This is a genomic window from Dactylosporangium sp. NPDC050588 (genome assembly GCF_040654975.1).
GTDB classification, from domain to species: domain Bacteria; phylum Actinomycetota; class Actinomycetes; order Mycobacteriales; family Micromonosporaceae; genus Dactylosporangium; species Dactylosporangium maewongense.
This window is the reverse complement of sequence record NZ_JBFAJA010000003.1, coordinates 20,807-35,643: the sequence shown is the minus strand read 5'-3', so window position 1 is coordinate 35,643 and position 14,837 is coordinate 20,807. Positions and strand designations below refer to the sequence as shown.

The window sequence follows — 14,837 nt, the reverse complement described above, 5'->3', positions numbered from 1 at the left end:
GCCCGCCGTCTATGGGGTCCGGTCGCTGGCCCGCTGGCCCGCCGGCCGTCGGGTTCTGCCCGCTGGCCTGCCACCTACCGGGTTCAATCCGCCGCCGGCCGGGCTTTGCCCGCTGGCCCCGCCGCCCGTGGGATCCTGCCTGCTGCCGCGCCGTTCGGTCGGTCCTGCCTGACGGGCCCGGCGCCCGCCAGGTTCCCGGCGCCCGTCAGGTCCCGGCGGCCGTCGGGTCCTGCCCGGTGGCCTGGCGCCCGTCGGGTCATGTCGCTCAGCCCGCCGCAGGGCCGATTCGTCGGGCATGGCCGCCGGCCCGTCGCCATTGCGGGCGGGCCCACGGCCGGTGCGGTCAGCGGCCGAAGTCGTGGATGGCGGTGGTGTGCTGGGCGCGGACGGTCTTGATGTCCTTCGCGATCACCGCGGCGGCCATCACGAGCAGGACCGCGGTGACCTGGGCGACGGCCCGCCAGTGTCCTAACGGGATCGCCGCCATGACGCCGGCTGCCGCGGCCACCCGGTACCAGGCTCCAGGCACCTCCAATGTGGACAGGAACCAGGCGTGGCCGAGCAGGAACGTGGCGACACCCACGCTCGGGACGATGGCGCTCGGCCAGTGCAGCGGCTCGAAGGCGTGCCCGACCGACAGCTTCACCCCGACCGCGGTGAACACGATGCCGGCGATCAGGAAGTAGTGCGCGTAGCCCCACGCCACAACGGCGACCCGGGCCTTGCGGGCGGGCTCGGCGATGGCGTGCAGCGCGTGCTCGGCGCGGGTCTCGTCGCCGGAGAAGTAGTTCCAGTACAGGTAGTACGCGATGCAGAGGCCGAGCAACGCCACGAGCAGCGCCGCCGGGTCGATGTGCATGCCGGCGAAGGCGAGGCCGATGGAGATGACCGACTCGCCGATGGCGACGATGACGACCAGCCCGTGCCGTTCCGCGAAGTGGCCCGCGTCGATCGTCCAGATCCCCATGCTGCGCTGCAGGTACGGCGCGGCGACGACCAGCACGAGCGCCGCGGTCCACAGCCCGTACTGCCAAGCGCCGCCGAGGAATCCGCCTGCGAGGACCATGAGGGCGGAGGTGCCGTTGATCGGGGCCAGCCCGGCGATCGCGGTGCCGATCGAGGCGTTGTCGTCGGCCTGCAGGAACAGTGCGGAGTGGACGACGGTGACGAGGGCATATCCCACGCCGAAGGCCCAGCCGTCGCCGTCGAACGCATACGGGATGGACAGGGCGATGACCATGAAGCCGGCCATCCCGGTGAGCAGGAGTGTGCGGCGCAGCGTGCTGCTGGGCGCGACCGCGTTGGTCAGCCAGGCGTAGCCGCCGTACATCCACCAGATGATGCCGAGCATCAGCAGCACCCGGAGCGCGTAGGTCGCGTCCACGTGCTTGACGAACACGTTGGCCAGCTGCATCACGGTGAAGACGAAGACAAGGTCGAAGAACAACTCGATGGTGGAGACCCGCGGTCCCCGCACCTGCGATGTCACAGCGGTCACTGTAGCGATGGGGTCCGACAATTTTTCTTGTCTTGACAGTTCGAGTTTTCGGCGGGTACGGTTCTCGCATGTTCGAAGTGGGAGTCATCGAGGAGGCCAGCGCGGCAGAGGTAGCGCTGGACCCGATCCGGGCGCGATTGCTGTCGCTGCTGGTCGAGCCGCACTCGGCGACCAGCCTCGCGGCGATCGTCGGCCTGCCCCGGCAGAAAGTGAACTACCACCTCAAGACGCTCGAAGCGCACGGGCTCGTCGAGCTGGTCGAGGAGCGACGCAAGGGCAACGTCACGGAGCGCGTGCTGCGAGCCGCGGCCGCGTCGTTCGTGATCTCGCCGACGGCGCTCTCGGCCGTGGCGCCCGACCCGGCGAAGTCGCCCGACAGGCTGTCCGCGCGATGGCTGCTCGCTGTCGCGGCCCGGCTCGTCAAGGAGGTCGGCACGCTCATCACCGGGGCGGCCCGGGCGGGCAAGCCGGTCGCCACCTTCGCGCTCGACGGCACCGTGCGGTTCGCGTCCGCGGCCGACCGGGCCGCGTTCGCCCAGGAGCTGACCGCGGCCGTCGCCGCGCTGGTGAGCCGATATCACGATGAGCACGCCGAAGGCGGCCGTGACCACAGGGTCGTCGTCGCGATCCATCCGAGCCTGCGTCCGGAGGGCGGCCGTCCGATGGACGTGGCAGCCGTCGACGCCGACATCGACGTCCAGATCGAAAGCCAGCACCGCCCACAGACCGAGGAGTCCTGACATGTCGCACGAATTCGAGCTCACCCACGACATCGACATCGCGGCCACGCCCGAGCAGGTCTGGGACGCGATCGCCACCGGCCCCGGCATCGACTCCTGGTTCATGGGCAGGACCGAGGTCGAGCCGCGCGTCGGCGGCCGCGGGACGTTCACGATGCCCGGGTTCACCGCCGAGTCGACGGTGACCGCGTGGGAGCCGCCGCACCGCTTCGCGTACAAGGGCGTGCCCGCCGAAGACGGCGCGTTCATGGCGTTCGAGTATCTCGTCGAGGGCCGCGACGGCGGGAGCACCGCACTGCGGCTGGTGCACAGCGGCATCATGACCGGCGACTGGGAGGAGCAGTATGACGCGCTGCGCAAGGGCAACCCGCTCTACCTGCGCACGCTCGAGCAGTACCTGGTGCACTTCCCGGGTCGCACCGCCGTGCCGGTCACCGCGTTCGGGCCGCAGCAGTCCGACCAGGAGCAGGCATGGGCCGGCATCGTCGGCGCCGTCGGTCTGACCGGGCCGGTCAGCGAGGGCGACAAGGCGCAGTTCACCGTCGGCGGGCGGGACATCGTCGGCGTGGTCGACGTGGCCCTGGAGCCCGGGTTCCTGGGCGTGCGCACCGACGACGCGCTGCTGCGGTTCGTGGGCGGCGGCGGCATGATCCTCACCGGCCACCACATCTTCGCCGACATCGACCAGGCGACCGCCGAGGGCACCTGGTCCGAGTGGCTCGCCGCCGTCTACGCCTGACCGCACGTGGAGGGCCGGCGACGTGCCGGCTCTCCACCCTCGCAAGGAGCACGCCGTGAACACCGTCGAGTATTCGATCACCCGCAGGCTCCCCGCAGAGCCGAAACGTGTGTACACGGCGTGGACGACGCCGGCCGGCTTCAGTCAGTGGTTCGGGCCGCGGGAGTTCACCACGCCCGAGGACCGCATCGTCATGCAGACCCGGCCGGGCGGGGCGTGGCGGGTCGTCATGCTCGACGACGCCGGCAACGAGTATCCGCTCGGTGGCTTCTACCGTGAGCTCGACGCACCCGTCCGGCTCGTCATGACGACCGGCGACCCTGACAACACGACCGGCGACGTCGCCTCGACCGTCAGCGTGATGTTCAAGCCGACCGGCGACGGCTGCACCGAGATGACGATGCGCCAGCAGGGGGTGAACACGGACGCCGAGCACGCCGCAGGCGCCGCGGCGGGCTGGCGTCACTTCTTCGACCGGCTGGCGGAGCACCTTGCCGAGCATTGAAACCGCGGCGGGGTGGGGACCGGTGGCCTCGGTCTAGGTCGGCGTCGGAGTCGGCGTCGGAGTTGAGGTCTGAGTCAGGGTCGGGGTTGGAGTCAGGGTCGGGGTTGGAGTCGAGGTCGGAGTTGAGGTCTGAGTCAGGGCCGGGGTCGGAGTTGAGGTCTGAGTCAGGGCCGGGGTCGGAGTTGAGGTCTGAGTCAGGGCCGGGGGTCGGAGTTGAGGTCGGGGTCGGGGCCGGAATCTGAGTCAGGGCCGAGGTCGGAGTCGAGGTCGGGGTGGGAGTCGGAGTCGGAGTCGGCGAGCTTTGCCCCGGCACCGGCCGCAGCGGTGTGTCTCGGCAGTTGGGCGCACTGCTTCCGAGTTCCCGGAAGCGGGTGCCGCTGCTGGACGGTCTCGTGCGCCACGTGACGGGGGCGGCTGCGACGGGCCTGCTTGTGGCTGAGCGACGGACCAGCGGCGTCCCGGTGACGTTGAGTCGGCTGGTCGCCTCTCGGCCGGTCCCGTCGGAGGGGCGAGTCGCGCCATGCGAGGCGGTTCCTACGGTGTCGTTAGTGCGGCCCAGGCCCAGGAACAGGCCCAGGCCCCGCGGTTCTCAGGGGCGTCGCGTGCGCTGCGGGGCGATCGTGCGGTGAAGGCGGGGAGTTGACCGCTGGGTTGGCGCGCTCGCTGCGGGGCCAGTCGTGCGCTGGATGGGGGAGTGGCCGGGTCCCGGGACAGTGTGCGAGCAGCAGCATCCGGTCTCGGGCGCCGAGGACCTCAGCGGGCTCGCCGTCAGGAGCGGTGGCTGAGGGGCGAACGTTCAGCCGACGGGTTGGGACCAGTGAGGGGGTCCCCGGAGCGGTGGGGGAGGCGGCACAATGCTGACGTGACGTTGCCCATCCCTTACAGCGGCGGTGGCGGGAGTGTGCCCGCGTACAACGGGCCGGAAGTGCAGATCGGGGATGTGCGGGTCGACGGTAGGGCGATCTACACGCCGGTCGGGGTGTGGCCGATCCAGGGCAGCCGGTGGATGGTGATCTCGCAGCCGATGCCGGTCGTCACGACGGCGGGGTGGGGGATCGCGCTGGGGGTGACGTTCACGGTGCTGGGGGTGGTGTTCGCGCCGTTCACGTGCGGGTTGAGCCTGTTTCTGCTGTTCGGGCTGTTCTTTCTGACGGCGAAGACGCACACGATGTCGGGGCCGATGATCGTGTCGGTGCAGGCGGGGCAGTTCCACTACATGGCGCAGGAGGTCGTGTACTCGCCGCAGCACGCGGCGGAGGCGCTGCAGCGGGTGAACTTCGCGCAGGCGCTCGCCTCGCGGTACTGATCCGGCCCGAGCGAGCCGGCGTCGGCCCGCGCAGCTCTCCAAGCCGTCGTGGGCAAGTAAGACGCGTTATGTGGGCGCCGGGTCCTCGGCGTGGTCGTCGTAGCCGGCGAGCAGCTGGGTCCTCGTGCCGACCAGGTGGGGCTCCAGGTCGCCGACGCGGGCGAGCCTGATCTCGGCCGGGGCGAGGTTGGAGACGCGCAGCAGCAGGCCGGGCACCTCGTCGAGGACCGCGAGCCAGCCCCGCTGCCCGGCGGTGACCTGCTGGTCGGGCCAGCGCTGGAAGGGTTTCGGCACGCCGTCGACGGTGATGCCCACGCGGTGCGGGGCGGGGGTCGACGCGGCGCGGAGGTTGCGCTCGTACGTCTTGCGGTCCTCGGGGGGCTGGGGCATGACGGCGGCGACGCGCATGTCGATGAGCAGCGGCAGGGGCGGGCCGGCGGTGGTCACGACCTCGACCCAGCCGCCGCCCGCGGCCGGGTCGCCGAAGGTCAGGCCGGCGTGCACGAGCCGGTCCTCGTCCCAGGTCCAGGCGCCGATGCGGCACGGGCCGCTCCAGCCCGCCATCCCGTACAGCGGCAGCGCGGCGGCGCTTGCACGGATCCGGTTCGCCCGCTGGTCGATCAGCGCTGTGAACTCGATGCGGTTCAGCCGCCCCCCGTATCGCATGGGATCGATCGTGCAACATGACCCGGCGTCTGTGAGGCCCCTTGCCCCCCTCGCGGGGACCCCTGCTGTTTGCATCCCACTCGCGAAGAACGCACCCCAAGGGCGCGAAAGCGACCGGTATCAGCGGGACTCGGGGTCGTCGCCCCTGGCCGCGCGGCCGCCGTCGACCGGGACGACCGCGCCGGAGATGAACGACGCGGCAGGTGAGAGCAGGAACGCGACCGCCTCGGCGGCCTCGGCCGCGTCGCCGGCGCGGCCGATCGGGTGCAGGTGGGCGAGCTGGTCCACGATGCGGGCGGCCTCGTCCGGTGGGCGGGCGGACAGGAGGGCCGCCGACCGTTCGGTCCCGATCGACCCGAGGGCGACGGCGTTGACCCGGATGCCGTGCGGGCCGTGGTCGACGGCGAGGGCCCGGGTCAGGCCCTCGATCGCGGCCTTGGCGGTGGCGTACGGCAGGGCGCCACGCACGGCCCGCTGCGCCTGGTGCGAGGAGACGTTGACGATCGCGCCCCCGTGGCCCGCCGCGCGGAAGCGCCGCACGGCGGTGGCGCTGCCCGTCACGGCGGGTGCGAGGTTCGCCACGATCAGGGCGAGCACCTCGCCGGCCGGTACGGCATCCACCCAGGCGTCGCGGAAGACCGCGGCGTTGTTGACCCAGCCCGCGAGCGGGCCCCGCGCCTCGGCGAGGTCGGCGGCGCGCTCGGTGACGTCCTCGTCCCCGGCGTCCCCGGTGATCCCCGTGACCCGCCCGCCCGGCGTGATCCAGGCCAGGGCGTCCGCGTCGCGCTCCAGCACGACGACGGTCGTGCCGGGGTCGCGGAGCAGCCGTTCGGCGACGGCGCGGCCGACACCGCGCCCGCCGCCCGTCACGACGTAGGACCGCACAGGGGTCAGCGGACTTCTTCGAGCTTGGCGCTGGCGACGTCGAAGATGAAGCCGCGCACGTCCTCGCGGTGCGGCAGCCAGGCGCACTGGCGGACCGTCTCGATCGAGGAGCGCATCGTCTCGTGGATGTCGGTGAACCCGGGCACGTCCCAGCCCGGCGCCCGGCCCGTCTCGGCGGTGAGGGTCGCACGGAACTCGTCGTCGTCGAAGTCCTGCATGCCGCACTCGGTGTGGTGGATCAGCACGACCTCGCGGGTGCCGAGCCGGCGCTGGCTGATCGCGAGCGAGCGCAGCACCTCCTCCGTCGGCAGACCGCCGGCGTTGCGGATCAGGTGCGCGTCCCCGATGTCCAGGCCCAGCGCACCGAAGAGGTCCAGGCGTGAGTCCATGCAGGTGATGACGGTCAGCCGCAGCTTCGGACGCACCGGCCGGGGGCCGGGGAACGTGATCGCGTACTGCTCGTTGGCGTGGATGAGGTGGTCGATCGCCGACATTCCGCCAGTCAAACAGATCGGTCACTCATTCGGATGACGTCTGCGTCACACGAGGCCAATCTCACCTGTGAACCCCGACCTCTAGGCTGCTCGGGTGAGTGAACCCAACAGCGCAGCAAGCTGGGACGTGGTTGTCGTGGGCGGCGGACCCGCCGGGCTGTCGGCGGCGCACGCGGCGGCGACCGCCGGAGCCCGGACGCTCGTCCTGGAGAAGGCGGTGCACCCCCGGTACAAGACCTGCGGTGGCGGGCTGATCGGCTTCACCGTCCAGTCGGTCGAGGACCGCATCGACATCCCCGCCGACGATCACATCACGCGGGTCGAGTTCACCCACGACGGGCGGCGCGCGTTCGCCCGCTCCGCGCGGCGCGGCCCGCTGCTGCAGATGGTCCGCCGGCCCAGGTTCGACGACGCGCTGCGGATCGCCGCGGAGAAGGCCGGCGCGGTCGTGCGGCAGTCGGCGACGGTCCGGTCCCTCGAACAGACCGGCGACGCGGTCGTGGTCCGGCTCGCCGACGGCTCGACCGTCACCGGCCGCACCGCCATCGGCGCCGACGGGTCGTCGGGGATCACGGCGCGGCACGCCGGCGTCGAGTACGGCCAGGTCGACCTCGGCCTGGAGGTGGAGCTGCCCGTCGGCGCCGATGTCGCCGCGAAGTGGAAGGGGCGGCTGCTGATCGACTGGGGTCCGCTGCCCGGCTCCTACGCGTGGGTGTTCCCGAAGGACGACCTGCTCACCGTCGGCGTGATCGCGTCCCGCGGGCAGGGCGAGCGGACCAAGCGGTACCTGCGCGACTTCGTGACCCGGCTCGGCCTCGACGGCATCGAGCCCGTGCACGACTCCGGCCACCTGACCCGCTGCCGCACCGCCACGTCCCCGCTGCGCACCGGCCGCGTCCTCGTCGCCGGCGACGCGGCCGGTCTGCTCGAGCCGTGGACCCGCGAAGGGATCAGCTTCGCCGTGCGCTCCGGCGCCCTGGCCGGCGAGGCCGCGGCCGCCGGTGACCTCGACGCCTACGTCACCGCCGTCGAGCAGCGGCTCGCCCCGGCGATGACGGCCGGGCGGCGGCTGCTGGACACGTTCAGCCGCCGGCCCGGGTTCTTCCACGCGATGCTGCGCACCCCGCCGGGGTGGCGGATGTTCGAGCGGTTCTGCCTTGGGGAGATGTCGTTCGAACGTACCGTCGAGCGCCTGCCCGTCAGAGCGGCGCTGAAGCTGCTCCGATGAGGGCATGAGGTTTCGCACGACGCTGGTCCTCGGCGGGAGGACCGCCACGGGCATGACGGTCCCCGCCGAGGTCGTCGAGTCGTTCGGGCAGGGCAGGAAGCAGGGCAGGAAGCAGGGCAAGAAGCAGCGCCGGCTGGAGAAGATCCTCGCGGCGCTGGTCAGCTCATCAGACGGTTGAGCTCCGAGTATTCGAGCGCGCCGTCGAGGCTGGTGTACGTGCCGGCGGTGAACGCCTCCTCGGCGGCGCGACGGGCGACGGCGTACGCCGCTTCCGCCACCCACGAGCCGAGGCTGACCCGCGCCACGCCCAGCTTGCCGAGCTCCGCGACCGTCGGTGCGCCCGGCCCGACCAGGATGTTCAGCGGCGCCGGGATCGCGGCGGCGAGCCTGCCGATGGTGTCGGTGTCCACCACGCCCGGCACGAAGATCCCGCTCGCGCCGGCGTCGAGGTAGGCGCGCGCCCGTCCGACCGTCTGCTCGAGGTCGCCGGTGCCGCGGAGGTACGTGTCGATGCGGGCGTTGATGTAGACGTCGGGTGCGGCGGCCCGGGCGGCGGCGATCCGCGCCACCTGGCCGGCCACCTCACGCAGGCCGGGCCGCTCCCCGCGGACGGTGTCCTCCAGGTTCACGCCGACCGCGCCGGCGTCCGCGACCCCGCGCAGTGTCTCCGCCACCTCGTCCGGGGTCGCGCCGAAGCCCGACTCGACGTCCGCGGTCACCGGCACGTCCACCGCGGCGACGACCCGGCGCAGGTGCGCGAGCATCGCGTCGCGGGTCAGCGCGTCACCGTCGGGCACGCCGAGCGTCCAGGCGACCCCGGCGGACGTGGTCGCCACCGCCCGGGCACCGGCGGCGGCGACGACCCGCGCCGAGGCGGCGTCCCAGGCGTTGACGAGCACGAGCGGGTCGGCGGGGTCGTGCAGGGAGCGGAACAGCGCTGCGTTGGTCATGCCCGCCATCCTGCCCGGCCCCGCACCCGGCCCGCACACCCGCCAGACGGAGCCGGACGGGCCGGACGCCGGCCCGCACACCGGCCAGCCGAAGCCGGACGGGCCGGACGCCGGCCCGCACACCCGCCAGACGGAGCCGGACACAGAACGCCGGCCCGCGGAAGGTCCGCGGGCCGGCGCCGGAGAACAGCGACAGCAGGGAAGGTCAGCCGGCGGCGATCGACGGCGGGGCGTCGGTGTCGATGACGGTGGCCTCGCTGAAGGCGGAGTCGAGCTGCGCCCGGATCGCGTCGAGCTGGTGGAACTCGCTGGAGGAAGCCGACTCGGAGCCCTCGGCGGCGAAGACGTGGTCCGTCTCGGCGGCGGAGTGGTCGTAGGAGGTGAAGTCCGACTCCTGGTACGTCGCGCCGCTCGCGTCGGTGTACGACACCTGGTGGCCCTGGTCGAACGAGGTCGACTCGGCCGACGCGTGGTCCTGCTCGTAGACGCCGAACTGCGAGTCGTAGTTGTTCTGGCTCGCGTCGACCTGGTGCAGCTGGTCCAGCGACTCGTGGTTCTCGCCCGCCTCGACGTGGCCGTATTCCGCGCCGGTGTCGCCGCCGTCGTACTCGCTCATGGTGGGTCCTCTCGGTATTGCGATGGGGGTGTTTGCGATTTCGGTGTTCGGTGTCGCGGATGACGCTAAGGCACCGTCGGGGGCGTCGAATCCTGGAAACGTGCCAGCCGTTCAACTGCCGTGGAAACGAGCGTATACCGTGCTCAGCGGCCTGGACTATCCTTCAAACGACAGTTGCGGGCCTGCCGGACACCCGACAGGACGGGCCCGCCATACTGCGTGCCGTGCGCAAACACTGCTGCGACGGAATGCGGGCCCAACTGGCGCTGGCCGAGTCCGAGGCCGGCGAGGACGACCCGGACGTGGTCGTCGTCCATGACGCGAGGTTCGACGAGTACGGGCTGCCCGTCCGCGACGGCGGCACGTCGATGGTCGTGATCGGGTACTGCCCGTGGTGCGGCGGGCGGCTGCCGGAATCGCGGCGGGACGCGTGGTTCGACGCGGTCGAGCTGCGCGGCCTCGACCCGTGGGAGGACGAGCTGCCCGAGGAGTTCCGCGACGACTCCTGGTGGACGGGCAGCGAGGAGGCGGCGGAGACCGACCGGGAGTTCGTCGAGCCCGAGAAGGTGATCAGCCCCGCCTAGTACGAGGGGCGGACCAGCTCGACGACCGGGATCCTGCGGTCGACGCCGTTCTGGTGGTCGGTGAAGAACGGATACCGCTCGCAGATCCTGGTCCACAGCACGGGCCGGTCCTCGTCGGCGACGGGGCGGGCGGTGGCGGCGTACTCCTCACCTTCCGCCTCGACGGTGACGGCCGGCTCGGCGACCAGGTTGCGGAACCAGTCCGGGTCGTTGACGGCGCCCGCGTTGGAGGCGATGACGTACATCTTGTCGTCGATCCGGATGAACATCATCGGGCTGGTGTGCGGCGCGCCGGACTTACGGCCCGTGGTGGTGAGCAGCAGCAGCGGCCGGTCACCCAGCCGCCGCCCCGCGGCCCGGAACTCGGCGATGAGCTCGCGGTTGTACGCACGCTGGTCGACGGGCAGCTCGGTCATGCGACCAGCCTAAACGGTGCCCCGCCGCGGCGCCCGCCAACCGCGACCGGCGCCGCAGCGGTGCCCGCCAACCAAGGCGGGCTCCGGAAAAGCCGGATCAGGCGGGCTCCAGCAGCTTCGACTTCTGCACGATCGGCACCGACAGCGTCTTGTAACCGACCTCCTCGAACAGGATCACGACCCGGTCCTGCTCGTAGGCCATCACGGTGCCGGTGCCCCACGCGGTGTGCCGGACCTCGCTGGAGACGGGGAACGGCCGGCCGGAGTCGACGACCGTGACCTCGTCCGCGGTCACCGCCACGGCGGGGTGCCGGAACAGCCGCCGGTACCACGGCACGTGCGGCACCACGGGATCCACGACGACGGTGCCGTTGGCGCAGTTGTCGCAGTGCCCGCAGGCGCGTTCGGCCTGCTCGCCGAAGTACGCGAGCAGCGCGTTGCCGCGGCAGTTGGCGCTCTCCGCGTACTGGCGCATCATGTCGATCCGGGACCGCCGCAGCGTCTGGTGGCGTTCGAACTGCGCGAGCGCGAGCCGCGACGCCTCCGCCGGCGTGGGCGCGTAGCGGGGCGTGCCGAGCTTGTTGCCGGGCAGGACCTCGACCGCGCCGACCTGCTCGAGCAGGCTCAGCAGCGACGTCACCTTGCGCGCCGGCAGGCCGCTGCGGGTGGCGAGCGCGGTCCGGCTGACCGACCCTTCCCGCAGGGCGGCGGCGAGCTGGGTGAGCTCGTGGCCGTCGGGCGCGCCGGAGGCGAAGAACCGTTGCAGCGACACGTCCTCGGGCCGGAAGAACAGCACCGTGCGCGACGGCGCACCGTCCCGGCCGGCGCGGCCGATCTCCTGCAGGTAGCTGTCGGGGGAGTCGGGCAGCGCCACGTGGTGCACCCAGCGGATGTTGGGCTTGTCGACGCCCATCCCGAACGCGCTGGTCGCGACCATGACCGGGATCTTGTCGGCCATGAAGTCGGTGTACCGGCGGTTGCGTTCGCCGGCGGCGAGCCCGGCGTGGAACGCGACCGCCTCGACGCCGTGCTCGGTGAGCCGGGTCGCGTACTGCTCGGCGATCGCCCGCGTCGGCGCGTACACGATCCCGGGGTGCGGCTCCTTGCGGACCTGCGCGAGAAGTCGCTGCCAGCGCTGCTCGTCGCTGGTGCAGTGCACCGCCGACAGCTCCAGGTTGGTCCGGTCGAGGCCGGCGACGTGCGTGAACGGGTCCTGCAGCCCAAGCGTCTCGGTGATGTCCGCCCGTACGGGCGGCGACGCGGTCGCGGTCAGCGCCACGATCACCGGGCGGTGCCGCCCGTCGCCGAGCTCCCGGATGAGGTGGCCGAGCTGCAGGTAGTCGGGGCGGAAGTCGTAGCCCCACGCGGAGACGCAGTGCGCCTCGTCGACGGCGACCAGGCTCGGCCGCAGCGCCTTGACCTCCGCCAGGCGCGCCGGGTTGCCGAGCTGCTCCGGCGTGATGAACAGGAACCTGGCCGTCCCGGCCCGCAGCGCCTCGAGCGCGGCCTGCTGCTGGTTGGGCGTCTCGGCCGAGCTGATCCGGACGGCCTGCCCGGCGACCCGGCGGTTCAGTCCGGCGATCTGGTCCTGCTGCAACGCGAGGAGTGGTGAGATGACGACAGTGGGCCCGGGCAGCAGCATCGCCGGAACCTGGTAGATGGCTGATTTTCCGCCGCCAGTGGGTAACACCACGAGCGCGTCCCGCCGCTTGAGCAGGGCACGCATCGGCGGAAGCTGTCCTGCGCGCAACTGGTCCCAGCCGAAATGCTGGCGGGCGGCGCGGCGTAGGCGGGGTGCGAGCGGTACAAGATTCATCGCGGGCGACTGTACCGGTGTTCGAATGCATCGGCGCGCTGAGCGAGTTGTCGCGACACGCCGAATCTGAGCACTCTCACCGTCTCGCAACCAAAAGGCACCCGAAAGTGACGGTGCCAGCACCCTTCGTAGTCGAAAGTTCTTCGTGTCAGCAGGTGGACCGCCTGCACGGGGTTCACCACAGACACGAGGGGGAACCGATGACAGCGACCCTTGAGGGTGCCACGCTCAAGGTCCAGTTGGAAGGCCGCGAGCTCGAGGACCTGATCCGCGAGCACCTGCCACTCGTCGGGCATCTGGTGCGCCAGACGCTCGGACGCCTACCCGCCCACGTCAGCCGCGAGGACCTCGTCTCCGCGGGCATGGCGGCCCTGGCCGGCGCCGCGAAGGCGTTCGACCCGAGCAGGGGCATCCCGTTCGGCAGTTTCGCCACGACCCGAATCCGCGGCGCGATCCTCGACGAGCTGCGCGGACTGGACTGGGCGAGCCGATCCGTGCGGGCCAGGGCCAGGCAGGCGGACGCGATGCAACAGGAGCTGACCGCGGCGCTCGGACGCACCCCGACCAACCACGAGCTGGCGGAGGCGCTCGGCGTCAGCGTCGACGAGCTCCAGGCGATCGACGACGACGTGCAGCGGGCGGCCGTGCTGTCGCTGCAGGGCTTCGCGGCCGGCAGCGCCGAGGACATGGTGCCGGAGCGGGCCGCCGGCCCGGAGGACCTGATCCTGCACCGCGAGCGGATCGGCTACCTGCACAACGCCGTCGAGGCGCTGCCGGAGCGGCTCGGGAAGGTCGTGAAGGGGTACTTCTTCCAGGAGCGGCCGATGATGGAGATCGCCCACGACCTGGGCGTCACCGAGTCGCGGGTGTCCCAGCTGCGCGCCGAGGCGCTCATGCTGCTGCGCGACGGCCTCAACACGCACCTCGACCCGGATCTCGTCTCGATCAGCGACAAACCGACGGGCTGCGTCGCCCGCCGCCGCGAGGCGTACCACGACAAGATCGCCAACGCCGGCAACCTCAACAGCCGGCTGGCCCAGACCAACCACCACGGCATGCCGTTCGTCCAGTCGGGCCGGCACGCGTAAGGACGGCTGTACCCTCGGGCGGTGCTGATCCTGCTGCCACCGTCCGAGGGCAAGGCCGCCGCCCCGCGCCGCGGCGCGGCCCTGGATCTCGACCGGCTGTCGCTGCCCGCGCTGTCCGACGCCCGCACCACCGTCGTCGACGACCTGGTGAAGCTCAGCGGCGACCCGGCGCTCGCCCTCACCACGCTCGGGCTGACCCCGGGCCTGGCCGACGAGGCCGCCCGCAACGAGCTGCTGCGCACCGCGCCGACCCTCCCGGCCGCCGCGCTGTACACCGGCGTCCTCTACGACGCGCTCGGCCTCGCGTCGCTCACCGGGCCCGCGCTGGCCCGGGCCCGCAAGCAGCTGCTCATCTTCTCCGGGCTGTGGGGCGCGGTCCGCCCGGCCGACCGGATCCCGTCGTACCGCTGCTCGATCGGCGTCCGCCTGCCGACCGTCGGGCCCCTCGCCGCCCACTGGCGCGCGGCGCTGCCACCGGTCCTCGATGAGCTCGCCGGCGACGCCCTCGTGCTGGACCTGCGCTCCTCCGCGTACGCCTCGACGTGGACCCCGCGCAACGGCGTCACGGTCCGCGTCCTGCACGGCGGCAAGGTCGTCAGCCACTTCAACAAGGCCACCAAGGGCCGGATCGTCCGTGCGCTGGTGCTGGCGGGCGCCCGGCCGCGCACCTCGGCCGCCCTGGCGACGGCGCTGCGGGAGCTCGGGTACACCGTCGACGCCCGCACCCCGCGCGAGCTGGACGTCACGGTCGAAGCGCTGTGAGGTCGGGCTCGCCGTACCGGGCGACCATCGCGTCGAAGCACACCACCTTGTCCGCGCCGAACCGCGCGACGTCACGCCGGTAGCCGCCGGCGGTCACGAACCTCGGCGGGCTGCTCTTCGTGTGGAACTTGTCCGCGTACATGACGAGCCGCTCCTCCTCGCTCACCGCGACGTAGTCGCCGGGCGGGATCGGCAGCGCCTGCCGGGCCACGTCGGCGCGGGTGATCCCGACCCCCGTGTGGCACGAGCAGAACCGGCACAGGGCCTCCGGCAGTCCCTCCTCGCGCAGCAGCTCGTGCCCGAGGACGCCGTGCCTGATGTACGGGTCGCCGCGCAGCCGGTAGACGCCGATGTCGTGCGCCAGACAACCGGCCTTGACCAGGGCGGGGTCCACCCCGGCCGCCCTCGGCAGCAGCTGCTCGGCGATGCGCCACACGGTCACGCAGTGCGCCCACACCAGGTCGAACGTGTCCCGGTCCGGCGCGTGCCGCTCGTGCAGCGCGCGGATCTCATCCTCGGAAGGCACCCACATACCGCCCGATGC

18 protein-coding genes are annotated in these 14,837 nt (G+C 72.1%); 9 read left to right on the top strand and 9 right to left on the bottom strand.

Going from position 1 to position 14,837, the window contains the following annotated elements:
• Window positions 1–343 precede the first annotated feature (343 nt).
• The gene (locus AB0I21_RS02615) at window positions 344–1,489 is read right to left on the bottom strand and encodes a low temperature requirement protein A (RefSeq protein ID WP_360558511.1); all 1,146 of its coding nucleotides are present in this window, start codon (window positions 1,487–1,489) and stop codon (window positions 344–346) included.
• A 77-nt stretch (window positions 1,490–1,566) separates the two neighbouring features.
• Here AB0I21_RS02615 and AB0I21_RS02610 point away from each other — a divergent pair, with 77 nt between their 5' ends.
• From AB0I21_RS02610 to AB0I21_RS02595, 4 genes are all read left to right on the top strand, one after another.
• Window positions 1,567–2,238 (top strand): helix-turn-helix domain-containing protein, encoded by a 672-nt coding sequence (locus AB0I21_RS02610; RefSeq protein ID WP_360558509.1) that lies wholly within the window; start codon window positions 1,567–1,569, stop codon window positions 2,236–2,238.
• 1 nt (window position 2,239) lies between these two features.
• On the top strand, window positions 2,240–2,977 hold the full coding sequence (locus AB0I21_RS02605; protein WP_360558508.1) for an SRPBCC domain-containing protein: 738 nt from the start codon (window positions 2,240–2,242) through the stop codon (window positions 2,975–2,977).
• A 55-nt stretch (window positions 2,978–3,032) separates the two neighbouring features.
• The gene (locus tag AB0I21_RS02600; RefSeq protein ID WP_360558507.1) at window positions 3,033–3,482 is read left to right on the top strand and encodes an SRPBCC domain-containing protein; all 450 of its coding nucleotides are present in this window, start codon (window positions 3,033–3,035) and stop codon (window positions 3,480–3,482) included.
• An 862-nt stretch (window positions 3,483–4,344) separates the two neighbouring features.
• Window positions 4,345–4,788 (top strand): hypothetical protein, encoded by a 444-nt coding sequence (locus tag AB0I21_RS02595; RefSeq protein ID WP_360558506.1) that lies wholly within the window; start codon window positions 4,345–4,347, stop codon window positions 4,786–4,788.
• A 66-nt stretch (window positions 4,789–4,854) separates the two neighbouring features.
• Here AB0I21_RS02595 and AB0I21_RS02590 read toward each other — a convergent pair whose 3' ends face one another.
• The 3 genes from AB0I21_RS02590 to AB0I21_RS02580 form a co-directional block, all read right to left on the bottom strand.
• On the bottom strand, window positions 4,855–5,454 hold the full coding sequence (locus tag AB0I21_RS02590) for a hypothetical protein (RefSeq protein ID WP_360558504.1): 600 nt from the start codon (window positions 5,452–5,454) through the stop codon (window positions 4,855–4,857).
• Window positions 5,455–5,574: 120 nt separating this feature from the next.
• Window positions 5,575–6,339, bottom strand: a complete 765-nt coding sequence (locus AB0I21_RS02585; protein ID WP_360558503.1) for an SDR family oxidoreductase — start codon at window positions 6,337–6,339, stop codon at window positions 5,575–5,577.
• Between the two features lie 5 nt (window positions 6,340–6,344).
• Window positions 6,345–6,833: a carbonic anhydrase gene (locus tag AB0I21_RS02580; protein WP_360558501.1), complete on the bottom strand. Its 489-nt coding sequence runs from the start codon at window positions 6,831–6,833 to the stop codon at window positions 6,345–6,347.
• 94 nt (window positions 6,834–6,927) lie between these two features.
• Between AB0I21_RS02580 and AB0I21_RS02575 the strand changes: the two genes are divergently transcribed.
• Both AB0I21_RS02575 and AB0I21_RS02570 read left to right on the top strand, forming a co-directional pair.
• Window positions 6,928–8,061: a geranylgeranyl reductase family protein gene (locus AB0I21_RS02575; RefSeq protein ID WP_360558499.1), complete on the top strand. Its 1,134-nt coding sequence runs from the start codon at window positions 6,928–6,930 to the stop codon at window positions 8,059–8,061.
• 4 nt (window positions 8,062–8,065) lie between these two features.
• Window positions 8,066–8,239, top strand: a complete 174-nt coding sequence (locus AB0I21_RS02570; protein ID WP_360558497.1) for a hypothetical protein — start codon at window positions 8,066–8,068, stop codon at window positions 8,237–8,239.
• Here the strand turns inward: AB0I21_RS02570 and AB0I21_RS02565 are convergent.
• Both AB0I21_RS02565 and AB0I21_RS02560 read right to left on the bottom strand, forming a co-directional pair.
• The gene (locus AB0I21_RS02565; protein ID WP_360558495.1) at window positions 8,220–9,011 is read right to left on the bottom strand and encodes an isocitrate lyase/phosphoenolpyruvate mutase family protein; all 792 of its coding nucleotides are present in this window, start codon (window positions 9,009–9,011) and stop codon (window positions 8,220–8,222) included. The genes AB0I21_RS02570 and AB0I21_RS02565 overlap by 20 nt on opposite strands.
• Window positions 9,012–9,216: 205 nt before the next feature.
• On the bottom strand, window positions 9,217–9,627 hold the full coding sequence (locus tag AB0I21_RS02560) for a hypothetical protein (protein WP_360558493.1): 411 nt from the start codon (window positions 9,625–9,627) through the stop codon (window positions 9,217–9,219).
• Between the two features lie 224 nt (window positions 9,628–9,851).
• On the opposite strand from AB0I21_RS02560, the gene AB0I21_RS02555 reads away from it, so the two are divergent.
• Entirely contained in the window at window positions 9,852–10,211 is a 360-nt protein-coding gene (locus AB0I21_RS02555; RefSeq protein WP_360558491.1) for a hypothetical protein, read from the top strand.
• Here the strand turns inward: AB0I21_RS02555 and AB0I21_RS02550 are convergent.
• Together AB0I21_RS02550 and AB0I21_RS02545 are read right to left on the bottom strand one after the other, a co-directional pair.
• Entirely contained in the window at window positions 10,208–10,627 is a 420-nt protein-coding gene (locus AB0I21_RS02550; RefSeq protein WP_360558489.1) for a nitroreductase/quinone reductase family protein, read from the bottom strand. The two genes, AB0I21_RS02555 and AB0I21_RS02550, sit on opposite strands and share 4 nt — an antisense overlap.
• Before the next feature lie 97 nt (window positions 10,628–10,724).
• Window positions 10,725–12,443 (bottom strand): RecQ family ATP-dependent DNA helicase, encoded by a 1,719-nt coding sequence (locus tag AB0I21_RS02545; protein ID WP_360558488.1) that lies wholly within the window; start codon window positions 12,441–12,443, stop codon window positions 10,725–10,727.
• A gap of 200 nt (window positions 12,444–12,643) precedes the next feature.
• On the opposite strand from AB0I21_RS02545, the gene AB0I21_RS02540 reads away from it, so the two are divergent.
• Window positions 12,644–13,531, top strand: coding sequence for a sigma-70 family RNA polymerase sigma factor (locus AB0I21_RS02540; RefSeq protein WP_344503261.1), 888 nt, complete (start codon window positions 12,644–12,646; stop codon window positions 13,529–13,531).
• 21 nt (window positions 13,532–13,552) lie between these two features.
• Window positions 13,553–14,293 (top strand): peroxide stress protein YaaA, encoded by a 741-nt coding sequence (locus AB0I21_RS02535; RefSeq protein ID WP_360558486.1) that lies wholly within the window; start codon window positions 13,553–13,555, stop codon window positions 14,291–14,293.
• Here the strand turns inward: AB0I21_RS02535 and AB0I21_RS02530 are convergent.
• Window positions 14,274–14,825, bottom strand: coding sequence for an HD domain-containing protein (locus tag AB0I21_RS02530; RefSeq protein ID WP_360558668.1), 552 nt, complete (start codon window positions 14,823–14,825; stop codon window positions 14,274–14,276). The genes AB0I21_RS02535 and AB0I21_RS02530 overlap by 20 nt on opposite strands.
• Window positions 14,826–14,837: the final 12 nt, after the last annotated feature.